The sequence below is a fragment of the Serratia sp. EWG9 genome (genome assembly GCF_019913725.1).
GTDB classification, from domain to species: domain Bacteria; phylum Pseudomonadota; class Gammaproteobacteria; order Enterobacterales; family Enterobacteriaceae; genus Serratia; species Serratia ureilytica.
On the sequence record NZ_JADNRO010000002.1, the window covers coordinates 540,461 to 562,623 of the forward strand.

20 protein-coding genes, 5 tRNA genes and 1 pseudogene are annotated in these 22,163 nt (G+C 58.2%); 22 read left to right on the top strand and 4 right to left on the bottom strand.

What is annotated here, in order from left to right; translation table 11 throughout:
- The first annotated feature begins 24 nt into the window (after positions 1-24).
- The 6 genes and pseudogenes from ITX55_RS07945 to chbG all read left to right on the top strand — a co-directional run bounded on the left by ITX55_RS07945 (position 25) and on the right by chbG (position 6,229).
- Positions 25-918: a LysR family transcriptional regulator gene (locus tag ITX55_RS07945; RefSeq protein ID WP_042783708.1), complete on the top strand. Its 894-nt coding sequence runs from the start codon at positions 25-27 to the stop codon at positions 916-918.
- 417 nt (positions 919-1,335) lie between these two features.
- Entirely contained in the window at positions 1,336-1,653 is a 318-nt protein-coding gene (locus tag ITX55_RS07950) for a PTS sugar transporter subunit IIB (RefSeq protein WP_004932561.1), read from the top strand.
- Between the two features lie 12 nt (positions 1,654-1,665).
- On the top strand, positions 1,666-3,027 hold the full coding sequence (chbC, locus tag ITX55_RS07955) for a PTS N,N'-diacetylchitobiose transporter subunit IIC (RefSeq protein WP_033641899.1): 1,362 nt from the start codon (positions 1,666-1,668) through the stop codon (positions 3,025-3,027).
- 43 nt (positions 3,028-3,070) lie between these two features.
- Positions 3,071-4,455 (top strand): annotated as a pseudogene (locus tag ITX55_RS07960) (glycoside hydrolase family 1 protein).
- Positions 4,456-4,470: 15 nt separating this feature from the next.
- The gene (chbR, locus tag ITX55_RS07965) at positions 4,471-5,319 is read left to right on the top strand and encodes a transcriptional regulator ChbR (protein ID WP_108680195.1); all 849 of its coding nucleotides are present in this window, start codon (positions 4,471-4,473) and stop codon (positions 5,317-5,319) included.
- A 148-nt stretch (positions 5,320-5,467) separates the two neighbouring features.
- Positions 5,468-6,229: a chitin disaccharide deacetylase gene (gene chbG, locus ITX55_RS07970; protein WP_042783711.1), complete on the top strand. Its 762-nt coding sequence runs from the start codon at positions 5,468-5,470 to the stop codon at positions 6,227-6,229.
- 9 nt (positions 6,230-6,238) lie between these two features.
- Here chbG and ITX55_RS07975 read toward each other — a convergent pair whose 3' ends face one another.
- Positions 6,239-7,618: an MFS transporter gene (locus ITX55_RS07975; RefSeq protein ID WP_223084988.1), complete on the bottom strand. Its 1,380-nt coding sequence runs from the start codon at positions 7,616-7,618 to the stop codon at positions 6,239-6,241.
- A gap of 243 nt (positions 7,619-7,861) precedes the next feature.
- On the opposite strand from ITX55_RS07975, the gene pncC reads away from it, so the two are divergent.
- The 3 genes from pncC (at position 7,862) to recX (ending at position 10,090) form a co-directional block, all read left to right on the top strand.
- Positions 7,862-8,350: a nicotinamide-nucleotide amidase gene (pncC, locus tag ITX55_RS07980; RefSeq protein WP_033641905.1), complete on the top strand. Its 489-nt coding sequence runs from the start codon at positions 7,862-7,864 to the stop codon at positions 8,348-8,350.
- Positions 8,351-8,461: 111 nt separating this feature from the next.
- Positions 8,462-9,526, top strand: a complete 1,065-nt coding sequence (gene recA / locus ITX55_RS07985; RefSeq protein ID WP_004932541.1) for a recombinase RecA — start codon at positions 8,462-8,464, stop codon at positions 9,524-9,526.
- 60 nt (positions 9,527-9,586) lie between these two features.
- Positions 9,587-10,090, top strand: coding sequence for a recombination regulator RecX (gene recX, locus ITX55_RS07990; RefSeq protein ID WP_047025225.1), 504 nt, complete (start codon positions 9,587-9,589; stop codon positions 10,088-10,090).
- Positions 10,091-10,130: 40 nt separating this feature from the next.
- Here the strand turns inward: recX and ITX55_RS07995 are convergent, their stop codons facing one another.
- The gene (locus ITX55_RS07995; protein WP_162180460.1) at positions 10,131-10,274 is read right to left on the bottom strand and encodes a hypothetical protein; all 144 of its coding nucleotides are present in this window, start codon (positions 10,272-10,274) and stop codon (positions 10,131-10,133) included.
- Here ITX55_RS07995 and alaS point away from each other — a divergent pair.
- The 11 genes from alaS (at position 10,224) to luxS (ending at position 17,962) form a co-directional block, all read left to right on the top strand.
- Entirely contained in the window at positions 10,224-12,851 is a 2,628-nt protein-coding gene (gene alaS / locus ITX55_RS08000) for an alanine--tRNA ligase (RefSeq protein ID WP_108680196.1), read from the top strand. The genes ITX55_RS07995 and alaS overlap by 51 nt on opposite strands.
- A 252-nt stretch (positions 12,852-13,103) precedes the next feature.
- Entirely contained in the window at positions 13,104-13,289 is a 186-nt protein-coding gene (gene csrA / locus ITX55_RS08005) for a carbon storage regulator CsrA (protein WP_004091602.1), read from the top strand.
- 310 nt (positions 13,290-13,599) lie between these two features.
- Positions 13,600-13,692 (top strand) — tRNA-Ser (locus ITX55_RS08010).
- A 3-nt stretch (positions 13,693-13,695) separates the two neighbouring features.
- Positions 13,696-13,772, top strand: a tRNA-Arg gene (locus tag ITX55_RS08015).
- A 61-nt stretch (positions 13,773-13,833) separates the two neighbouring features.
- Positions 13,834-13,910, top strand: a tRNA-Arg gene (locus ITX55_RS08020).
- A 190-nt stretch (positions 13,911-14,100) separates the two neighbouring features.
- A tRNA-Arg gene (locus tag ITX55_RS08025) sits at positions 14,101-14,177 on the top strand.
- Between the two features lie 75 nt (positions 14,178-14,252).
- Positions 14,253-14,329 (top strand) — tRNA-Arg (locus tag ITX55_RS08030).
- A gap of 314 nt (positions 14,330-14,643) precedes the next feature.
- Entirely contained in the window at positions 14,644-15,210 is a 567-nt protein-coding gene (gene yqaB, locus ITX55_RS08035; RefSeq protein ID WP_033641908.1) for a fructose-1-phosphate/6-phosphogluconate phosphatase, read from the top strand.
- Positions 15,207-15,635, top strand: a complete 429-nt coding sequence (locus ITX55_RS08040) for a YqaA family protein (protein ID WP_004932520.1) — start codon at positions 15,207-15,209, stop codon at positions 15,633-15,635. The genes yqaB and ITX55_RS08040 overlap by 4 nt, the downstream gene beginning before the upstream one ends.
- An 82-nt stretch (positions 15,636-15,717) precedes the next feature.
- On the top strand, positions 15,718-17,280 hold the full coding sequence (gene gshA / locus ITX55_RS08045; RefSeq protein ID WP_033641909.1) for a glutamate--cysteine ligase: 1,563 nt from the start codon (positions 15,718-15,720) through the stop codon (positions 17,278-17,280).
- A gap of 166 nt (positions 17,281-17,446) precedes the next feature.
- Positions 17,447-17,962 (top strand): S-ribosylhomocysteine lyase, encoded by a 516-nt coding sequence (gene luxS / locus ITX55_RS08050; protein WP_033641910.1) that lies wholly within the window; start codon positions 17,447-17,449, stop codon positions 17,960-17,962.
- A 65-nt stretch (positions 17,963-18,027) separates the two neighbouring features.
- On the opposite strand, the gene ITX55_RS08055 is transcribed toward luxS, so the two are convergent.
- The gene (locus ITX55_RS08055; RefSeq protein WP_016929024.1) at positions 18,028-19,317 is read right to left on the bottom strand and encodes an HlyC/CorC family transporter; all 1,290 of its coding nucleotides are present in this window, start codon (positions 19,315-19,317) and stop codon (positions 18,028-18,030) included.
- A gap of 42 nt (positions 19,318-19,359) precedes the next feature.
- Positions 19,360-20,151, bottom strand: a complete 792-nt coding sequence (locus ITX55_RS08060; RefSeq protein ID WP_004932506.1) for an inner membrane protein YpjD — start codon at positions 20,149-20,151, stop codon at positions 19,360-19,362.
- A 169-nt stretch (positions 20,152-20,320) separates the two neighbouring features.
- Here ITX55_RS08060 and ffh point away from each other — a divergent pair, with 169 nt between their 5' ends.
- Together ffh and rpsP are read left to right on the top strand one after the other, a co-directional pair.
- Positions 20,321-21,682, top strand: a complete 1,362-nt coding sequence (gene ffh, locus ITX55_RS08065) for a signal recognition particle protein (protein WP_004932504.1) — start codon at positions 20,321-20,323, stop codon at positions 21,680-21,682.
- A gap of 214 nt (positions 21,683-21,896) precedes the next feature.
- Positions 21,897-22,145: a 30S ribosomal protein S16 gene (gene rpsP / locus ITX55_RS08070; protein ID WP_004932501.1), complete on the top strand. Its 249-nt coding sequence runs from the start codon at positions 21,897-21,899 to the stop codon at positions 22,143-22,145.
- Positions 22,146-22,163 lie beyond the last annotated feature (18 nt).

Below are 22,163 nucleotides of genomic sequence, written 5' to 3' on the forward strand. Positions count from 1 at the left end.
TATTAGATAATTTATATCAATAGCATGAAGAAACCCGAACTGTCCGGCCTGGCAGCCTTCGTGGCTATCGCCAGTGAACGCAGCTTCCGCCGCGCCGCCGCCCGATTGGGCGTGACGCCGCCGACGCTGACCCACACCCTGCGCGAACTTGAAGCGCAGGTGGGCATTCGCCTGCTGAACCGCACCACCCGCAACGTCTCGCCGACGGAGGCCGGAGAGCATCTGCTGGCGCAGCTGGTGCCGGCTTTTACCGACATCGACGCCGCGCTGGAGAGCCTGAATGCGTTTCGCGAAGGGCCACGTGGCCTGGTGCGTATCAACGCGCCGCGTTCGGCGATCGATCTCGCCATCGTGCCGCATCTGGGACGGCTGGCCAGCGAATATCCCGGCATTACGCTGGAAGTGGTGGCGGACGAGGGGTTCGCCAACATCGTCGAGCAGGGCTTTGACGCCGGCATCCGGCTCGGCGAGGATCTGCACAACGATATGCGCGCGGTGCGCCTGACGCCGGATCTGCGTTTTGCCATCGTCGCCACGCCGGATTACTTTCAACGGCACGGTGAACCGACGCACCCGCAGGATTTACTGCAGCATCGCTGCATCGGTTGGCGCAAAGCTTCTTCAGGCGAGCGCTACAAATGGGCCTTTCAGCAGGGGGAGCAGCGATTTTCCGTGGCGGTTAACAGCCCGTTGATACTCGATGACGGCAGGATGATGGTGCAGGCGGCGCTGGCGAACGTCGGCATCGCTTTCGCCATCGAGCAGGAGGTGGAAGAATATCTGGCGAGCGGGCGGCTGCGGCGGGTGCTGGCCGATTGGTGCGCGCCGTTTCCCGGTTTTTACCTCTATTACCCCAACCGCAGAAACCATTCCGTGGCGTTGGCCACGGTGATTGAGTTGCTGCGTCTGCCCACGTAATCCTCTTCACCTGCCATCGCGTTCGGATGGCCGCAGGCGAATCAAGCTTGAACTATTTTTATTCCCTCGCCGTTTGTTCAGACGCAAATAAACCCTTAAATTCCCAGCGAGTTCATAACTTGCTGTTTATAATTGTTATTTGATTATTTATTACGAATATTCTGAGTTTTTATCGGTTGTTTGAGAGCCCGGTCACACTATTTTTTTGTGCGAAATGTGAAGAGGGTCAATCCATCAGGTCAATGAGAGACGGTTCTGTCTCCTTCTGGCTTACCGATCCTTTTTTCATGCTCCGTATACTGTCTGTAACCAGGGCAACGTGACGGAAATTTTCATAAGGAATGTGCGTGAAGCAATCGTGATTGCATCTGGCATACAAATAACACCGGGTTTTTTTGATTATCTGAGGTGCTTGGTATGGAAAAGAAAAAAATCTATCTGTTTTGTTCTGCCGGAATGTCCACTTCCCTGTTGGTATCAAAAATGAAGGCGCAGGCCGAAAAATATGAAGTGCCGGTGATCATCGCCGCCTATCCGGAAGCGCTGGCCGCGGAGAAGGGGGTTGAAGCGGATCTGATCCTGCTGGGGCCGCAGATCGCCTACACCCTGCCGGAAGTGCAGAAACAGTTGCCCAATAAACCTGTTGAAGTCATCGATCCGCTGCTGTACGGCAAGGTCGATGGGCTGGGCGTGCTGAAGGCCGCGGTGGCCGCCATCAAGAAAGCCAATCAATAACAGGAGGCCGCCGTGAATACCCTCATTGCCTCGCTCGAGAAGGTTATCCTGCCTTTCGCCGTAAAAATCGGTAAGCAGCCCCACGTCAACGCCATCAAAAACGGCTTTATCCGCCTGATGCCGCTGACCTTGACCGGGGCGATGTTCGTGTTGATCAACAACGTGTTCCTGAGCTTTGGCGAGGGATCGTTCTTCTATTCGCTGGGCGTGCGATTGGACGCATCCACCATCGAGACGCTCAATAGCCTGAAGAGTATTGGCGGCAGCGTTTACAACGGTACGTTGGGGATCATGTCCCTGATGACGCCGTTCTTTATCAGCATGGCGCTGGCCGAAGAGCGCAAGGTCGATCCCCTGGCCTCGGCGCTGCTGGCGGTGGCGGCCTTCATGACCGTCACGCCGTTCAACGTCGGCGAGGCCTATGCGGTGGGCGCCAATTGGCTGGGCGGCGCCAACATCATTTCCGGTATGGTGATCGGGCTGGCGGTGGCTGAGATGTTTGCCTTCATCGTGCGGCGCAACTGGGTGATCAGCCTGCCGGACAGCGTGCCGGCTTCGGTGTCGCGCTCCTTCTCGGCGCTGATCCCCGGCTTCATCATCCTCTCCATCATGGGGCTGGTGGCGTTCGCGCTGGCGCACTGGGGCACCAACTTCCACCAGATCATCATGGACGGCATTTCGGCACCGCTGGCCAAGATGGGCAGCGTGGTGGGCTGGGTATACGTGCTTTTCTCTTCGCTGCTGTGGTTCTTTGGGGTACACGGTTCCATGGCGCTGGCGGCGCTGGACAGCGGCATCATGACGCCGTTCGCGCTGGAAAACGTGGAGCTGTACAATAAATACGGTTCGGTCGAGGCGGCGGTGGCCGCCGGCAAAGAGTTCCACATGTGGGCGAAACCGTTCGTCGACTCTTATATTTACCTCGGTGGCACCGGTTCGACGCTGGGCCTGATCATCGCCATCTTCATCGCCTCGCGCCGCGAAGATTACCGCCAGGTCGCCAAACTGGCGACGCCATCCGGCATTTTCCAGATTAACGAACCTATCCTGTTCGGTTTGCCGGTGATCATGAACCCGGTGATGTTTATTCCGTTCATCCTGGTGCAGCCGGTGCTGACCCTCATCACCTCGCTGGCTTACTACTCCGGGCTGATCCCGCCGATCACCAACATCGCGCCCTGGACCATGCCGGTCGGCCTGGGAGCGTTCTTCAACACCAACGGCAGCATCATGGCCCTGTTGCTGAGCTTGTTCAACCTGGCGGTCGCCACCGTGATTTATCTGCCGTTCGTGGCGATTTCCAACAAGGCGCAAAGCCAGATCGACGCGGCGACGGAAAGCGAAGAAGACATCGCCAAGGCGCTGAAATTCTAACTGTGGAACGGGGCGGCGCGGTCGCCCCGCGAGGGACGCGAATATGGAATATCAATTTGCCGACGGGTTCTGGTGGGGCAGCGCCACCTCCGCGCCGCAGTCTGAAGGAGCGGCCGCGCGCGATGGCAAGAGCCGCAACATCTTCGACTATTGGTACGAGATCGCGCCCGAGCGCTTTCACGATCGGGTGGGGCCGGCCGAGGCCTCGACCTTTTATGACCATTTCCGCACCGATATCGGGCTTCTCAAAACGCTGGGCCATAATACTTTCAGAACCTCGATCTCGTGGTCGCGGCTGATCCCGGACGGCGACGGTGAAGTGAACCCGCAGGCGGTGGCGTTCTATAACGCGATGATCGACGAGCTGCTGGCGCAGGGCATCACCCCGTTTATCAATCTCTATCACTTCGATATGCCGCTGTGCATGCAACAGCGCGGCGGTTGGGAAAGCCGGGCGGTGGTCGAAGCCTATGCGCGTTACGCCGATACCTGTTTCGGCCTGTTTGGCGATCGGGTCACCCACTGGTTCACCTTCAACGAGCCGATCGTGCCGGCGGAAGCCGGTTACCTGAATGACCTGCACTACCCTTGCGTGGTGGACTTCAAACGGGCGGTCACCGTGGCGTATCACAGCGTACTGGCGCACGCCATGGCGGTGCAGCGTTTCAGAGCGCGGGGGCTGCCGGGGAGCATCGGCATCATTCTGAATCTGAGCCCGACCTATCCGCGCTCCGACGCGCCGGAGGATCGGCAGGCCGCACACGACGCCGATCTGCTGCTCAACCGCAGTTTCCTCGATCCGGTCGCCAAAGGGCGTTACCCGGCCGCATTGCTGCACCTGTTGGAGCGACATGGGCTGATGCCCTACTGCGAACCGCAGGACGCGCAGCTGATCGAAGGCGGCGTGGTGGATATCCTTGGCGTCAACTATTACCAGCCGCGCAGGGTGCAGGCGAAAGCGGGACGGCGCGCCGAGGGGCCGATCGCATCGCCGGAGGATTTGTTCAGTTACTATGCAATGCCGGGCCGCAAAATCAATCCGCACCGCGGCTGGGAGATCTACGAGAAGGGGCTGTACGACATCCTGATGGATCTGAAAGAGAACTACGGCAATCTGCCCTGTTATATTTCGGAAAATGGCATGGGCGTCGAGGGCGAAGAGGCGTTTATCGGCGCCGATGGACGGGTGGAGGACGATTACCGCATCGACTTTATTCGCGAGCACCTGAAGTGGCTGCACCGCGCGCTGGCGGAAGGCTCGCAGTGCAAAGGCTATCATCTGTGGACCTTTATCGACTGCTGGTCCTGGCTGAACGCCTACAAGAATCGTTATGGGCTGGTGCGGCTGGATCGGGCGGATCAGCGGCGCACCATTAAAAAAGCGGTTACTGGTTTGCCGAGGCGGCCAGACGCAACGGATTTGACTAACGGGAGGCCGGCGCCGTGTCCGATAACCCAATTTCGCTGAGTGCGAACGACGTGAAGCTGATTCGCGAGCAGGATTTCTTTAACTGCAAAGACTTTCACCTGTTTATCTATAACAAGGTGGAAAGCGCCACCGGGCTGCATCAGCACGACTATTACGAATTCACCATCGTGCTGAGCGGCAAATGCTATCAGGAGATCAACGGCAAGCGGGTGCTGCTGGAACGCGGGGATTTCGTCTTTATCCCCATCGGCTCTTACCACCAGAGCTTTTACGAGTTCGGCGCGACGAAAATCTTCAACGTGGCGGTCAGCAAAGCGTTCTTTGAAGAGCATTACTTGCAACAGCTGCCGCGTTGTTTTGTCGCCTCGCAGGCCTACAGCCTGAGAAGCGAGTTTTTGGCCTATATCGAATCGGTGGTGAGTTCCCCGCAGTTTCGTGAGGACGACTTCGCCGAATTCCTCGAAACATTGACCTTCTACGTGATCAGCCGCATCCGACATTATAAAGAAGACAATGACGGCGGCGATGATATCCCGCAGTGGCTGAAGAACACTCTGGCCGGCATGCATGACAAGGCGATGTTCGGCGAAAAGGCGTTGGCGAACATGGTGGCGCTGTCGGGGAAAACCCAGGAGTACCTGACCCGGGCGATGCGGCGTTACTACCATAAAACGCCGATGCAGGTGATCAATGAGATCCGCATCAACTTCGCCAAGACGCAGCTGGAGGTCACCAACTATTCGGTTTCCGATATCGCCTTTGATTCCGGCTATGGCGACGTCAGCCTGTTCATTAAAAACTTCAAGCGGCTCACCGACGTGACCCCAGGCAACTACCGAAAAAAGTGTTACGGCCCTCTTTAGGGCCGCTCCCGATCAGTATCAACGCCGATATGCCGATGAGCTTCAGGGCGCCGGCCGGTTAATCATTTGATTTTTATCTTAGCGAAGGGGAATGCCGCACCGGTCGGTCGGCCCTCCCTTGCCAAAAATTCATCCCGCGGGAGCCACAATGGAAAAACTACTGATCGTGAATGCCGACGATTTCGGTCTGAGCAAAGGGCAGAACTATGGCGTTATCGAGGCGTATCAGCATGGCGTCGTTTCCTCCACCACGGCGATGGTGAACGGCGGCGGCGCGGAGCATGCTGCAGCGCTCAGCCGGCAATATCCCGGATTGCCGATCGGGCTGCATTTCGTTTTGACCCATGGCAAGCCGCTGGGCGCCATGCCTTCGTTGGTCAACGAACATGGCGAACTGGGCAAATGGCTGTGGCGCCGCGCCGAGGCCGGCGAGCTGTCGCTGGACGAAATTCACGAGGAGCTGCAGCGCCAGTTCGCGCGGTTTGTGACGCTGTTCGGCCGCCCGCCGACGCATATCGACAGCCATCACCATGTGCATATGCAGCCGCAAATTTATCCGCTGGTGGAGGCGTTCGCGCAAGCGCAGGGTCTGCCGCTGCGCATCGATCGCGAAGAGGCGAAACGGCGTGGCATCACGCTGCATGCCCCCTACAGCACGGACGCTTTCGACGCGGGATTCTACGGTGAGACGATTTCCGAAACGTTGTTCCTGCAAAGGTTGGTGCGCGCCGACGAGCAGGGCGCCGAGTCACTGGAAATGATGTGCCACCCGGCCTTTCTCGACGCGACGATCCTGCAGAGCCAATATTGCCATCCGCGCCTCGCCGAGCTGGATGTGTTGACCGCGCCGACGCTGAAAGCGGCGATCGCCGAACGCGGTTTTCTGCTGGGCTCTTTCCGGGATCTGTAACGCAGCCATTTACAGCATGGCGTGCGCCTTTTTCAGACCGGTGTCTTCTTCCGGATCCGCCCCCTGAGCTGAGGGTTCCGCTTCCTGTTCTTCGGGCTGCGGCTCCTCGACATCGGGCGCCGCTTCCGGCGGCGGCATGGTGTCGTGAATGATCTGCTCATCGAAGGTTGGATTGAGCGCCGGCGACAGCGGCGAGCTGGCGAGACTGTCCGGCAGCGCAATATGCGGCACCGGCGCGTCCTGCGCCAGCTGCGGTTCCTCTGCTTTGGCCGTCCGGCTCAGGGCTGCCAGCAGCACGCCGCACAGGGCGAAGAAGGCGTACAGAATATTGCCGCCAAGCGGCTCGATCAGCGCGCCGACCGCCAACGGCCCGATGCTGGCGCCGACGCCGAACGCCATCAGCAGACAGGCGGCCAGCGAGACGCGGCGCTCCGGCTCGATCAGATCGTTGGCCAGCGCCACCGCCAGCGGGTAGAGCGTAAACTGCAGCATGCTGACGACGAATCCTACCGCCAGCAGCAGCGGAAAATCGATGTGCGGCAGCAGCGCCAGCGGTAGCGCCGCCACGATCAGCAGAATGGCGTTGAGGCGCATCAGCAAGGGGCGGTTATAGCGATCCGACAGCCAACTGAGCGGGAATTGCGCCACCAGCCCGGCGAAGATGGAGAGCGCCATGAACAGGCCGGTTTGCTGAGTGGTTAAGGACTGCAGGCTGGCGTAGACCGGCGCCAGCCCGTAAAACGAGCCCACGACCATGCCGATCACCAGCGTGGTGGCCAGCACCTTGGGAATGGCGCCGACAAAATAACGCAGTTCCATCGGCGCCGGCGACATGTGGCGCGCATTGGTGCGGGTAGTCAGAGCGATCGGCACCAGACAGAGCGCGAAGCACAGCGCGATCACCAGCAGCGTGGCGATGCCCAGATTGCTTTGCAGCATCAGCACGATCTGGCCCAGCGACATGCCGAGATAGGTCGCCGCCATATAGAAGCCGAACACCATGCCGCGATGGTTGGATTCCGCCTGGTCGTTCAACCAGCTCTCCAGCACCATGTACTGACACATCATGCATAGGCCGATCACCAGGCGCAGCGCGACCCAGGCGGGAATGAACTCCGTCAGGCCGTGGCCCAGCACCGCGGCGGTGATGATGCCGGCGCAGGCCACGTAGGCGCGGATATGCCCGACGCGGGCGATGAGAAAGTGGCCGACCTTGCCGCCGATCACCAGCCCGATGTAGTTGGCGGCGATGATGGCGCCGATCAGCGCGCTGCTGACGTGAATGGAGGTCAGCCGCAGCGAGACGTAGGTAGTGAGCAGGCCTGAGCCCAACAGCAGCAGCAGGGTGGTGGTGTACAACGGCAAAAATACGCCCAACGTTTTTTTCACTCTATCATCCTAATCTCTTCTGGTGCGCCCTGAGGCCGCCGCCGCAGCGTGCCGCCTCCGTGATGTTCCTTGTGCTGGTGCGCCGCCGCTCGATGGGGCGCTTCTTTTGATACTAGCAGCTTGGCCGGGCGCTTAAAACCGCACCTCCTGCGAGGCGCTGCGCATTTCTGCGCGCCAGCCGCCGCGCCGCCTTGATAAATGTTACTATCGGGCGCATATACCTGAATTCGCGAGGGAGGGGTTATGAGTCAAAACCAACTGCGCCGGCTCAGCGTGCTGGCAGGGGAAAAACTGAAGGCGCAGGGCCGCTGGATCACCTGCGCGGAATCCTGCACCGGCGGCGGCATCGCCAAGGCCATTACCGATGTCGCGGGCAGCTCCGCCTATTTTGATCGCGGATTCGTGACCTACAGCAATGCGGCGAAGCATGACCTGCTGGGGGTGAGCGAAGCGACGTTGGCGGCGCATGGCGCGGTCAGCGAAGAGGTGGTGCGCGAGATGGCCATAGGGGCGCTGCGGGCGGCGCAGGCCGATCTGGCGCTGTCGGTGAGCGGCATCGCCGGCCCGGACGGCGGCAGCGCGGAAAAGCCGGTCGGCACCGTGTGGTTCGGCTTCGCCAGCAGCGATGGCCGGGGGCTGTCGCGCAAGATGCAATTCGAGGGCGACCGCGATGCGGTGCGGCTGCAGGCGACGATTTTCGCGCTGCAAACCGCCATCGACGAATTTTTGTAAATTAGGCTTGATACTGTATGACCATACAGTATAATTAGTGACATTTCCTGCACAACATACATTCAGTGGCAGTGTGGGGTAACACCGGCATTGCGAAACGAAGGAGCAAAAATGGCTATTGATGAGAACAAGCAAAAGGCGTTAGCTGCGGCACTGGGCCAGATTGAGAAACAGTTCGGCAAAGGCTCCATCATGCGCCTGGGTGAAGACCGCTCCATGGACGTGGAAACCATCTCCACCGGCTCACTGTCACTCGATATCGCTCTGGGCGCCGGCGGCCTGCCGATGGGCCGCATCGTCGAAATCTACGGTCCGGAATCGTCCGGTAAAACCACCCTGACGCTGCAGGTGATCGCCGCCGCGCAGCGCGAAGGCAAAACCTGTGCGTTCATCGATGCCGAGCACGCGCTGGATCCTATCTATGCGAAGAAGCTGGGCGTCGATATCGACAACCTGCTGTGCTCCCAGCCGGACACCGGCGAGCAGGCTCTGGAAATCTGTGATGCGCTGACCCGCTCCGGCGCGGTTGACGTCATCATCGTCGATTCCGTGGCGGCGTTGACGCCGAAGGCGGAAATCGAAGGTGAAATCGGCGATTCGCACATGGGGTTGGCGGCGCGCATGATGAGCCAGGCGATGCGTAAGCTGGCCGGCAACCTGAAAAATGCCAATACCCTGCTGATCTTCATCAACCAGATCCGTATGAAAATTGGTGTGATGTTCGGCAACCCGGAAACCACTACCGGTGGTAACGCTCTGAAGTTCTATGCTTCGGTGCGTCTGGATATCCGTCGTATCGGCGCCATCAAAGAGGGCGACGAAGTGGTGGGCAGCGAAACCCGCGTGAAAGTGGTGAAGAACAAAATCGCTGCGCCGTTCAAACAGGCTGAGTTCCAAATCATGTACGGCGAAGGCATCAACAGCCGTGGTGAACTGGTCGATCTGGGCGTGAAGCACAAGATGATCGAAAAAGCCGGCGCCTGGTACAGCTATAACGGCGAGAAGATCGGTCAGGGCAAGGCGAACGCCTGTAACTTCCTGAAAGAAAACCCGGCTATCGCCGCCGAGCTGGATAAGAAACTGCGCGACCTGCTGCTGCACAGCGGCGGTGAGCTGGTGGCTGCCTCCGGTGACGACTTCGAAGATGACGAAGCGGAAACCAGCGAGCAGTTTTAATCGCTGAAGATGTGCGCTGCCGTTTATGTGGCGCACATCCCCTGAATTCAGGCTTGAATGATGAATGACTTGCTAAGCCGCGCCATGCGCCTGCTGTCGCAACGCGATCATAGTGAAGCTGAACTGCGCCGCAAACTTGCGGCGCAGCCGTTTGTGGCGAAAGCCCGGTTTGGCGGCAAGGGGCCGCATGCGCCGACGGTAGCCGAAGAGCCGGTAGATCCCGCGCTGATCGAGCAGGTTATCGTCTACTGTTACCAGCACAACTGGCTGGACGATAAGCGTTTCGCCCACAGCTACATCGGCAGCCGCAGCCGCAAAGGTTATGGCGCGCAGCGCATCCGCAGCGAACTGATGCAAAAAGGCGTGGATAAAGCGCTGGTGCAGGACGCGTTGGCGGAATGCGATATCGACTGGTGTGAACAGGCGAAACAGGTGGCGCAGCGAAAATTTGGCGATGCGTTGCCAACCGACTGGAAAGAGAAAGCCAAAGTGCAGCGTTATCTGCTCTATCGCGGCTTCTTCCAAGAAGAAATTCAGTCAATTTACCGTGATTTTGCGCAATGAGCGCACACGGGGTTTTACTTCCCTCTGAAGAAAATTTATCTTATCCCCACTTTTTGTTCGTGAGCTGGTTGTCATCGTCGGGATGACGCGCCACCGGCTCACGTGTCGTTATTCTAGCCTTTCCAGGAAAATTATGAGCAAGAGCACCGCTGAGATCCGTCAAGCGTTTCTCGATTTCTTTCATAGTAAGGGTCATCAGGTTGTAGCAAGCAGCTCCCTGGTGCCTAACAATGATCCGACATTGCTGTTTACCAATGCCGGCATGAACCAATTTAAGGATGTTTTCCTGGGGCTCGACAAACGCGCCTATTCCCGCGCCACCACCTCGCAGCGCTGCGTGCGCGCAGGCGGCAAGCATAACGACCTGGAAAACGTCGGTTATACCGCTCGTCACCACACCTTCTTTGAAATGCTGGGCAACTTCAGCTTCGGCGATTACTTCAAGCACGACGCTATCAGCTACGCGTGGGAACTGCTGACCGGTGAAAACTGGTTCAACCTGCCGAAAGAGAGACTGTGGGTCACCGTGTATGAAACCGATGACGAAGCATTCGACATCTGGCAGAAGCAAATCGGCGTACCGGCCGAGCGCATTATCCGCATCGGCGATAACAAGGGCGCGCCTTTCGCTTCCGATAACTTCTGGCAGATGGGTGATACCGGCCCATGCGGCCCGTGCACCGAGATTTTCTACGATCACGGCGATCACATCTGGGGCGGCCCTCCGGGCAGCCCGGAAGAAGACGGCGACCGCTACATCGAGATCTGGAACATCGTTTTCATGCAGTTCAACCGTCAGTCCGACGGCACCATGCTGCCGCTGCCGAAACCTTCGGTGGATACCGGTATGGGTCTGGAACGCATCGCGGCGGTGTTGCAGCATGTGAACTCCAACTATGAGATCGACCTGTTCCGCACCCTGATCGCCGCCGTGGCGAAAGTGACCGGCGCGACCGATCTGGATAACAAATCCCTGCGCGTTATCGCCGACCACATTCGTTCCTGCGCCTTCCTGGTGTCGGACGGCGTGATCCCGTCTAACGAAAACCGCGGCTACGTGCTGCGCCGCATCATTCGTCGCGCGATCCGCCATGGCAACATGCTGGGCGCGAAAGACACCTTCTTCTACAAGCTGGTGGCGCCGCTGATCGAAGTGATGGGCCCGGCGGCCGACGAGCTGAAACGCCAGCAATCGCTGGTGGAGCAGGTGCTGAAAACCGAAGAAGAACAGTTTGCCCGCACGCTGGAGCGTGGCCTGGCGCTGTTGGACGAAGAGCTGGCCAAGCTGCAGGGCGATACCCTGGACGGCGAGACCGCTTTCCGTCTGTACGACACCTACGGCTTCCCGGTGGATCTGACCGCAGACGTCTGCCGCGAGCGCGGTCTGAAAGTCGACGAAGCGGGCTTTGAAGAAGCGATGGAAGCGCAGCGCCGCCGCGCGCGCGAATCCAGCGGTTTCGGCGCCGACTACAACAGCCTGATCCGCGTGGACGGCAGCAGCCAGTTCAGCGGCTATGATCATGACGAGCAGCAGGCGACGGTGATCGCGCTGTTCCGTGACGGCCAGCCGGTCGAGCAGATCAACGCCGGCGAAGAGGCGGTGGTGGTGCTGGACGAGACGCCGTTCTACGGTGAATCCGGCGGCCAGGTCGGCGATAAAGGCGTGCTGAAAGCCGCCGGTGCCGAGTTTGTGGTCAACGACACCCAGAAATACGGTCAGGCTATCGGCCATCAAGGCAAGCTGGCGCAAGGTTCGCTGAAGCTGAACGATCGCGTGGATGCGCAGATCGACGCCGAGCGCCGCAACAGCATCCGTCTGAACCACTCCGCGACCCACCTGCTGCACGCCGCGCTGCGCCAAACGTTGGGCGAGCACGTTGCGCAGAAAGGCTCTCTGGTTAACGACAAATACCTGCGCTTCGACTTCTCGCATTTTGAAGCGATGAAGCCGGAACAAATTCGCGCGGTGGAAGATCTGGTTAACCAGCAGGTGCGTCGTAACCTGCCGGTGCAGACCGAGCTGATGGCGTTGGAAGATGCCAAAGAGAAGGGGGCGATGGCGCTGTTCGGCGAGAAGTACGACGACAACGTGCGCGTGCTGACCATGGGCGACTTCTCCACCGAGCTGTGCGGCGGCACCCACGCCAGCCGCACCGGTGATATCGGCCTGTTCCGCATTCTGAGCGAATCGGGTACCGCGGCGGGCATCCGCCGTATTGAAGCGGTGACCGGCGCTGGCGCTATCGCTACGCTGCATCAGCAAAGCGATTTGTTGCAAGACGTTGCTCAGTTGGTGAAGGGCGACAGCAACAACCTGACCGATAAAGTGCGCTCGGTGATCGATCGCACGCGCGCGCTGGAAAAAGAACTGCAGCAGCTGAAAGATCAGCAGGCGGCGCAGGAAAGCGCGTCGCTGTCCAGCCAGGCGAAAGTGGTTAACGGCGTGAAGCTGTTGGTTAGCCAGTTGGACAATGTCGAAGCCAAAATGCTGCGCACCATGGTGGATGACCTGAAAAATCAATTGGGTTCGGCCATTATCGTGTTGGCGACGACGGCTGATGACAAAGTCAGCCTGGTCGCGGGCGTGACCAAGGATCTGACTGACCGCGTGAAAGCTGGCGAGTTGATCGGCAACGTGGCGCAGCAGGTCGGCGGCAAGGGCGGTGGTCGCCCTGATATGGCGATGGCGGGGGGGACGGATATCAACGCCCTGCCAGCGGCGTTAAACAGCGTAGAAGCCTGGGTGGCCTCAAAGCTGTGAACATAAATAAATAGCACGGACAAACGCCATAATACTTTGTTGATTATGGCGTTTTCATACTGTGCTAACACAATTTAGTTACAATTGCGGGAACAAAGTTTTTCTGGTCGGCTAAACTTACCATTATCTGAGGTGGGACCAAGTCTGCTTACACTTATTGTGGATTGCGCGGCTTACGTTTTCACCACATATGATGGATAATGACGGGGAAACTGAGAGACCCGACTCTTTTAATCTTTCAAGGAGCAAAGAATGTTAATTCTGACTCGTCGAGTTGGTGAAACCCTCATGATTGGCGATGAGGTTACGGTCACTGTGCTAGGGGTAAAAGGCAACCAGGTGCGTATTGGTGTGAACGCCCCCAAAGAGGTTTCAGTTCACCGTGAAGAAATCTATCAGCGCATTCAGGCAGAGAAGTCTCAGCAGACGACTTACTGATTCCGAAGCAGCGTCTCGTTGCCAGACGAGACGCTACTGCATCGTTTTACCCACTTCTTTCGTTCTCCCTCTTCTTTTTCGTGATTATTTTCCCGGTGAGTTTCCTGCTTTATTGCTGCAGACGTTGCGGTTGCCTGTTGATAAAACGCCCTTTTTGCCGTGAAATCGCCCATGTTGGGTGCGAATTGTGCAAACGCGCATGAGTTGGGAAAAATTGTTTGACTTAAAAGTCGGAGAAAGTAATATGTGCGCCACGCAGTGCCGATGAGCTTCTCCAAAGCAAGTTAGGCACAATTCGAAAGAAGCGTATGGTGAGGTGGCCGAGAGGCTGAAGGCGCTCCCCTGCTAAGGGAGTATGCGGTCAAAAGCTGCATCCGGGGTTCGAATCCCCGCCTCACCGCCATTTGCATCCGTAGCTCAGCTGGATAGAGTACTCGGCTACGAACCGAGCGGTCGGAGGTTCGAATCCTCCCGGATGCACCATATTTTGCAGTATGGTGGGGTAGTAACAACGTACCATACGGTATCAAAAAAGAATTCCTGTGCATCCGTAGCTCAGCTGGATAGAGTACTCGGCTACGAACCGAGCGGTCGGAGGTTCGAATCCTCCCGGATGCACCATTCTTAATCTCACTCGTCGCGAAGAGAAATCTTCAAGCGGGTGGAAGAAAAGAAAGTGTTACCAGGGAGGATAACGTTGCTTAAGCAACGGCCCGCAGGGTGAGGCGCTAGCGCCGAATCATCCTCCCGGATGCACCATTCTTCAAGTCTGGCTTTATTAGCAAAGTCGGCACGCGGTAAAAATAGTAATGCATCCGTAGCTCAGCTGGATAGAGTACTCGGCTACGAACCGAGCGGTCGGAGGTTCGAATCCTCCCGGATGCACCATCTAAGAGAAGCCCGCCTTAGCGGGTTTTTGCTTTTCTGTTATTCGTGAAACAGGCAAGCGGCAAAAACAGTCATGCATCCGTAGCTCAGCTGGATAGAGTACTCGGCTACGAACCGAGCGGTCGGAGGTTCGAATCCTCCCGGATGCACCATGTTTAACCTCCCGTATCGCGAAGAGAAATCGTCATGCGGGTGGTAAAAAGAAAGTGTCCTGGGGAGGATAACGTTGCTTTAGCAACGGCCCGCAGGGTGAGGCGTTGGAGCCGAATCATCCTCCCGGATGCACCATCTAAGAGAAACCCGCTTTGGCGGGTTTTTCGCTTTTCAGCATTTAGCCATTCTCTCTTCACTCCTTTCCTTTTTTGCATCCGGTCGATCACAGCACATTCCGCTATGACGCAGTCAGCGACAACCCAACGGCTTTACGCTAAAGTAGTTTTCTTTCCTCAACGATCATGGAGTAACGATGTACGACCGCTATCAGGGTCTTATTTTCGACATGGACGGCACGATTCTGGACACTGAGCCAACGCACCGTAAAGCGTGGCGCGAAGTGCTGTCCCGTTATGGCATGACGTTTGATGAAGCGGCCATGGTGGCGCTGAGCGGTTCACCGACCTGGCGCATCGCTCAGGCGATTATCGCCAGCCATCAGGCCGATCTCGATCCCCATCACTTGGCGGCGGAGAAAACGCGCGCGGTGGAAGCGATGCTGCTGGATAGCGTGCGTCCATTGCCATTGATCGAGGTGGTGAAGTCCTATCACGGCCGCCGTCCGATGGCGGTCGGCACCGGCAGCGAGCACCGCATGGCGGAAATGCTGCTGCGTCATCTCGGCCTGTTCAACTGCTTCGACGCGATCGTCGGTGCGGACGACGTACAGCGCCATAAACCGGAGCCGGATACCTTCCTGCGCTGTGCCGAACTGATCGGCGTGCCGCCAGAAAAATGCGTGGTGTTTGAAGACGCCGAGTTTGGCATTCAGGCGGCGAAAAATGCCGGCATGGCTGTGGTAGACGTTCGTACGCTGTGAGTAGTACGCTAGCCGTAATATCGTTATTTGGCAGCAGCTTCCTCAGTGCGACGCTGCTGCCGGGAAATTCAGAAATCGTTCTGGTCGCCTTGCTGACCCAGAGTCGCGTCTCGCCGGAGTTGCTGGTGCTGGCCGCGACCCTGGGCAACACTCTTGGCGGGTTGACCAATGTCATTATCGGGCGCCTGTTACCGGCGTTGAAACCACAGCGAGGGTTGGCAACGGCGCTCGGGTGGTTGCAGCGCTTTGGCCCGGCTGCGCTGTTGCTCAGCTGGGTGCCGGTAGTGGGCGATTTGTTGTGCGTGTTGGCAGGTTGGCTGCGCATGCCCTGGGGCTCTGTCGCGCTGTTTCTGTGTATCGGAAAGGCGCTGCGTTACATCGTTTTGGCTATGATAACGGTACAGGGCATCGCCTGGTGGCAGTAACCAAGTGAATATAACTCAATATTCTCTCGGGTGCGGATTCAGTATGCTTACGAGTTATTGTTTTTAGAAGCGGGAGGTCAATTTGATCCCGGACGTATCACAGGCGCTTTCTTGGTTGGAAGCCCATCCCCAGGCATTAAAAGGCATTCGTCGCGGCATCGAGCGTGAAACGCTGCGAGTCACGCCGAACGGCACCTTGGCGACCACCGGGCATCCGGAAAAGCTGGGGGCGGCATTGACGCACCACTGGATCACCACGGATTTCGCCGAGGCGCTGTTAGAGTTCATTACGCCGGTTGATGACAATATCGATCACTTGCTGACGTTCCTGCGCGATATTCATCGCTACGTGGCGCGCAACATTGGCGATGAGCGCATGTGGCCGCTCAGCATGCCGTGCTTTATCGAAGCCGAGCAGGACATCGAGCTGGCGCAGTTCGGTTCGTCGAACATCGGCCGCATGAAGACGCTGTACCGTGAAGGGCTGAAGAATCGCTATGGCGCGCTGATGCAGACCATTTCCGGCGTGCACTACAACTTCTCGCTGCCGCTGGAATTTTGGCAGGCCTGGGCCGGCGTGCAGGACGCAGAAAGCGGTAAAGAGCAGATCTCGGCCGGTTATTTCCGCCTGATCCGCAACTATTACCGTTTCGGCTGGGTGATCCCGTATCTGTTCGGTGCATCGCCGGCCATTTGTTCTTCGTTCCTCAAAGGGCGCGAGACCAATCTGCCGTTCGAGCGCACCGAGCAGGGGATGTGCTACCTGCCGTACGCCACTTCGCTGCGCCTGAGCGACTTGGGTTATACCAATAAATCGCAGAGTAATCTGGGCATCACCTTCAACGATCTGCACAGCTATGTGGCCGGTTTGAAGCGGGCGATCGCCACGCCTTCCGAAGAGTTCGCCAAGCTGGGCGTGAAAGAGGGCGATCGCTACCTGCAGCTGAACAGCAACGTTTTGCAAATCGAGAACGAGCTGTATGCGCCGATCCGGCCAAAGCGCGTGACCCAAAGCGGCGAGACGCCGTCGGACGCGCTGCTGCGCGGCGGTATCGAATACATTGAAGTGCGTTCGCTGGACATCAACCCATTCTCGCCGATCGGCGTGGATGCGGTGCAGGCGCGTTTCCTGGATCTGTTCCTGGTATGGTGCGCGCTGGCGGATGCGCCGGAGATGAGCAGCGATGAGCTGCTGTGCACGCGCAAGAACTGGAACCGGGTGATCCTCGAAGGGCGCAAGCCGGGCCAGACCATCGGCATCGGCTGTGGCGCCAGCCATGAGCCGCTGGAGAAAGTCGGCAAGGCGCTGTTCGCCGATCTGCGCCGGGTGGCGGAAGTGTTGGACGGCGAAGCCGGCGATCGTCAATACCAGCAGGTGTGCGATGAGCTGGTCGCCGCGTTTGACGATCCTGAGCTGACCTTCTCCGCGCGCATTCTCAAGGCCATGAAGGCGGAAGGCACCGGGCGCGTCGGTTTGCAGCTGGCGGAGCAGTATCGCCAGACATTGCTGGAAGAACCGTTGGAAATCCTGAACGAAGCCGAGCTGGATAAAGAGCGAGAAGCCTCGTGGCAGCGTCAACGCGACATAGAAGCCAATGATACGCTAAGCTTTGAAGCGTTCCTGAAGCAAAACGGCGGAAGCTGAAAAAGAAAAAGGCCACATCAATGTGGCCAAATATGCATCTCTGATGACAGGGATGATGATAACAAATGCGCGTCTTTCACATACTCAGACTCGCAGGGTTGGAAAAGGTTTCCCGGTTAGGAAAAAAAGTTTCGAAATAAATGCTCTTTTACGAGGAGGTAGCGAAATGCCATTGCTGGATAGCTTTACCGTCGATCATACCCGTATGGCAGCTCCGGCTGTCCGCGTTGCAAAAACCATGAAAACGCCTCATGGCGATACCATCACGGTGTTTGATCTGCGCTTTTGCCGCCCGAACCTGGAAGTGATGCCCGAGCGCGGCATTCACACGCTGGAGCACTTGTTCGCCGGCTTTATGCGTGACCACCTGAACGGCCAGGGCGTGGAAATTATCGACATCTCCCCGATGGGCTGTCGCACCGGTTTCTACATGAGCCTGATCGGCGTGCCGGAAGAGCAGCGCGTTGCCGATGCCTGGAAAGCGGCGATGGCCGACGTGCTGAAAGTGACCGACCAGCGCAAGATCCCTGAGCTTAACGAGTACCAGTGCGGCACCTACCATATGCACTCGCTGGAAGAAGCGCAGGAAATCGCCAAGCACATTCTGGATCACGGCGTGGTGGTGAACCACAACGACGAGCTGGCGCTGCCGAAAGAGAAGCTGCAGGAACTGCATATCTAGTCGTGCGTGGCCCGCAAAATAAAAAAAGACGCGATTTCGCGTCTTTTTTACGTTCTGGCCGAGGACTAATGATGGCCGACGCTGGACTGCAGCGAGGTGATCGGCGTGACCCGCACCTGTTTAATCATGTTGCCCTGCACGTCGAGGATGTCGATATCGTAATGACCGATGCGCACCCGGGTGCCGATTTCGGGGATCTCTTCCAGCTCTTCCAGCAGCATGCCGTTGACGGTGCGAGCCTCGTTGGCCGGCAAGGTCCAGTTGAAGGCCTTGTTCAGCTCGCGCACGTTGGCGGTGCCGTCGATCAAGACCGAACCGTCGCTCTGCGGCGTGACTTCTTCCGCCAGCGTGGGTGACATCGAGGTGGTGAAATCGCCCACGATCTCCTCGAGGATGTCTTCCACCGTGACCAGGCCCTGAATGTCGCCGTACTCGTCGACCACGATGCCGACCTTCTCTTTGTTGCGCTGGAATTTCACCAGCTGCACGTTGAGCGGCGTGCCTTCCGGAACGAAATAGATCTCATCGGCGGCGCGCAGCAGGTTCTCTTTGTTGAACTCTTTTTTCTCGGTCATCAGGCGGTAGGCTTCGCGCACGCGCAGCATGCCGATCGCATCGTCCAGCGAGCTGCGATACAGCACGATGCGGCCGTGCGGCGAGTGGGTCAGCTGGCGCATGATCGACTTCCAGTCGTCGTTGACGTCGATGCCGACGATCTCGGTGCGCGGCACCATGATGTCGTTGACCGTCACCTTTTCCAGATCCAGCACCGAAATCAGCATGTCCTGATTGCGGCGGGAGATCTGCGACTGGGATTCGCGCACGATGGTGCGCAGCTCATCCTTGCTGACGGCGTCGCTGATGCGCACGTTGGTGCGAATGCCGAACAGGCGCAAGGTCAGGCTGGTGATGCCGTTGAGCAGCCAGACAAGCGGGAACATCACCTTTTGCAACGGGGCCAGCAGGACGCTGCTGGGGAAGGCGATGCGTTCCGGATAGAGTGCGGCGAAGGTCTTCGGCAGCACTTCGGCGAACAGCAGCACGGCGAAAGTCAGTATGCCGGTCGCAATCGCCACGCCGAGATCGCCATACAGCCGCATGCCGACGATGGTCGCCAGCGCCGAAGCGAGGATGTTGACCAGGTTGTTGCCGATCAGCACCAGGCCGATCAGCCGATCCGGTTTTTGCAGCAGCTTCTCGACCCGACGCGCCGAGCGGTTGCCCTGTTTGGACAGGTGACGCAGGCGATAACGGTTGAGCGTCATCATGCCGGTTTCGGAGGCGGAGAAGTAAGCGGAGACCACGATCATGATCACCAGGATAATGATGAGGGTCCCCGTCGACACATGCTCCAATGCAGTATTCCTTATAGAGAGGGAGAATTGAGCCAGGCTGGCCTAGCGCACCATCACCTGCTGAATCAGACGGCTGCCGAAGTAGGCGAGCGTCAGCAGGAAGGCGCCGGCGAAGCTGAACCAGACGACGCGGCGGCCGCGCCAGCCCTCATGGTAGTGGCCCCACAACAGCACGATATACACGAACCAGGCCATGATCGACAGCACGGCTTTATGCACGTTCTCTTTGCTGAACAGATTATCCATGTACAGCAGGCCGGTGCACAGAGTGAGCGTCAGCAGCACCACGCCGATCTGGGTGATATGGAACATCTTGCGCTCAATGCTCATCAGCGGCGGCATGTCGGCGCTGAAGGTCAGCTTCTTGTTTTTCAACAGGTAGTCGAGCCAGGCGAGCTGCAAGGCATAGAGCGCGGCGATGATCAGGGTGGCGTAAGAGAACAGCGCCAGGCCGATATGCACCATCAGTTCCGGGCTGGCCTCCAGGTGAGTGATGAACTCGCCGGGCATAAAGCTGGCGAAGGCCAGGTTGATCATCGCAAAGCTGTAGACGATTGGCAGCAGGAACCAGCCGCGATCGCGCGAAGCGACGAAGGTCATCACCGAGCAGATGATCAGGCTGACGATGGAACCAATGTTCAGCAGGCTGAGATTCTGCCCGGCGCTGACGTCAAAGATGCGCTGCTGCAGCGCGATGGCGTGGCAAATCAGCGCCACCACCGCCGAGACGAGGGCAAGCCGACGGTATGCGCTATTCTTCCGCAACAAACTGGGAATGATCAGTCCAAGGCTGAGCAGGTAGGCCATCAAAGCCACAATGGAGAAAACTGGCATAGCGTTTAATTTTGCTTCGGCGTGGTTAATTGGAGTGTCAGTATAACGTTGCGCGCGTTTCACTCCAACCTATCTCCAACGCTGAGGCAGAGATCCTGCTCGCTTCGTGTTATCATCGGCGCAATTGTGTCGCCGGAGCGGCCTGTCATTACACGTTGAGCATGAGACGATGTTTGAAAATTTAACCGATCGATTGTCGCGCACGTTGCGCAATATCAGCGGCCGCGGGCGGCTGACCGAAGAAAATATCAAGGAAACCCTGCGTGAAGTGCGTATGGCATTGCTGGAAGCGGACGTTGCGCTGCCGGTGGTGCGCGACTTCATCAACCGCGTAAAAGAGAGCGCGGTTGGCCATGAAGTCAACAAGAGCCTGACGCCGGGGCAGGAGTTCGTCAAGATCGTCAAGGGCGAGCTGATCGCCGCGATGGGCGAAGTCAACACCGAGCTGAATCTGGCGGCTCAGCCGCCGGCCGTGGTGCTGATGGCGGGCCTGCAGGGCGCCGGTAAAACCACCAGCGTCGGTAAGCTCGGCAAGTTCCTGAAAGAAAAACAGAAGAAGAAAGTGTTGGTGGTTTCCGCGGACGTTTATCGCCCGGCGGCGATCAAACAGCTGGAAACGCTGGCGGAAGGTGTCGGCATCGATTTCTTCCCGTCCGACGTCAAAGAAAAACCGATCGACATCGTCAACCGCGCGTTGCAGCAGGCCAAGCTGAAGTTCTATGACGTACTGATCGTCGATACCGCCGGCCGTCTGCACGTTGACGAAGCGATGATGGACGAGATCAAACAGGTGCACGCGGCCATCAAGCCGGTGGAAACCCTGTTCGTGGTCGACGCCATGACCGGCCAGGACGCCGCCAATACCGCCAAGGCGTTTAACGAAGCGCTGCCGCTGACCGGCGTGGTGCTGACCAAGGTCGACGGCGATGCGCGCGGCGGTGCGGCGTTGTCCATCCGCCACATCACCGGCAAGCCGATCAAGTTCCTCGGCGTCGGCGAGAAGACCGAAGCGCTGGAGCCGTTCTATCCGGATCGCGTGGCGTCACGCATCCTGGGCATGGGCGACGTGCTGTCGCTGATCGAAGATATCGAAAGCAAGGTCGACCGCGAGCAGGCGGAGAAACTGGCCAACAAGCTGAAGAAGGGCGACGGTTTCGATCTGACCGACTTCCTGGAGCAGCTCAAGCAGATGCGCAACATGGGCGGCATGGCCAATATGCTGAGCAAGCTGCCGGGCGCGGGCCAGCTGCCGGATAACGTCAAGTCGCAGATGGACGACAAAGTGTTGGTGCGCATGGAGGCGATCATCAACTCGATGACGCTGAAAGAGCGCGCCAAACCGGAAATCATCAAGGGCTCGCGCAAGCGCCGCATCGCGATGGGGGCCGGCATGCAGGTGCAGGACGTCAACCGCTTGCTGAAGCAGTTCGACGAAATGCAGCGTATGATGAAGAAGATGAAGAAAGGCGGTATGGCGAAGATGATGCGTGGCATGAAAGGTATGATGCCGCCGGGCTTCCCAGGCCGCTGACGGGCCTCCGCACGCCGAGTGCGGGCGCTTTCAGCATTCGCCGTTCGCGGTGAAAACCGCCCGAAATTTGACAGGCTGCAAAAGTTGTCCCCTGCGATCGACGCTTTAGATTGCTTTTTGCGCCAAAATGAGTAAAATTTTCGGGCTTTTTATATTGCAACCGGGCCCCGTCCCTCAATGGGGCCCGGCTGTTTTATTAACTAAAGAGGATGTTATGGTAACAATTCGTTTGGCACGTGGCGGCGCTAAAAAGCGTCCGTTCTATCAAGTAGTAGTGACCGACAGCCGCAACGCTCGTGATGGTCGTTTCATCGAGCGCGTAGGCTTCTTCAACCCGATCGCTTCCGGTCAGGCTGAAGCACTGCGTCTGGACCTGGACCGCATCGAGCACTGGGTTGGTCTGGGTGCAACCGTTTCTGATCGCGTTCACGCGCTGATCAAAGACGCTAAGAAAGCAGCTTAATCTGTCGCGGTGGTGGCA

What these genes read in the sequence shown, in the direction of transcription:
- ITX55_RS07945 (WP_042783708.1), top strand. Translation starts at nt 25, where the DNA reads ATGAAGAAACCCGAACTGTCCGGCCTGGCAGCCTTCGTGGCTATCGCC.
- ITX55_RS07950 (WP_004932561.1), top strand. Translation starts at nt 1,336, where the DNA reads ATGGAAAAGAAAAAAATCTATCTGTTTTGTTCTGCCGGAATGTCCACT.
- chbG (WP_042783711.1), top strand. Translation starts at nt 5,468, where the DNA reads ATGGAAAAACTACTGATCGTGAATGCCGACGATTTCGGTCTGAGCAAA.
- pncC (WP_033641905.1), top strand. Translation starts at nt 7,862, where the DNA reads ATGAGTCAAAACCAACTGCGCCGGCTCAGCGTGCTGGCAGGGGAAAAA.
- recA (WP_004932541.1), top strand. Translation starts at nt 8,462, where the DNA reads ATGGCTATTGATGAGAACAAGCAAAAGGCGTTAGCTGCGGCACTGGGC.
- recX (WP_047025225.1), top strand. Translation starts at nt 9,587, where the DNA reads ATGAATGACTTGCTAAGCCGCGCCATGCGCCTGCTGTCGCAACGCGAT.
- alaS (WP_108680196.1), top strand. Translation starts at nt 10,224, where the DNA reads ATGAGCAAGAGCACCGCTGAGATCCGTCAAGCGTTTCTCGATTTCTTT.
- ITX55_RS07995 (WP_162180460.1), bottom strand. Translation starts at nt 10,274, where the DNA reads ATGAAAGAAATCGAGAAACGCTTGACGGATCTCAGCGGTGCTCTTGCT.
- csrA (WP_004091602.1), top strand. Translation starts at nt 13,104, where the DNA reads ATGTTAATTCTGACTCGTCGAGTTGGTGAAACCCTCATGATTGGCGAT.
- yqaB (WP_033641908.1), top strand. Translation starts at nt 14,644, where the DNA reads ATGTACGACCGCTATCAGGGTCTTATTTTCGACATGGACGGCACGATT.
- luxS (WP_033641910.1), top strand. Translation starts at nt 17,447, where the DNA reads ATGCCATTGCTGGATAGCTTTACCGTCGATCATACCCGTATGGCAGCT.
- ITX55_RS08060 (WP_004932506.1), bottom strand. Translation starts at nt 20,151, where the DNA reads ATGCCAGTTTTCTCCATTGTGGCTTTGATGGCCTACCTGCTCAGCCTT.
- ffh (WP_004932504.1), top strand. Translation starts at nt 20,321, where the DNA reads ATGTTTGAAAATTTAACCGATCGATTGTCGCGCACGTTGCGCAATATC.
- rpsP (WP_004932501.1), top strand. Translation starts at nt 21,897, where the DNA reads ATGGTAACAATTCGTTTGGCACGTGGCGGCGCTAAAAAGCGTCCGTTC.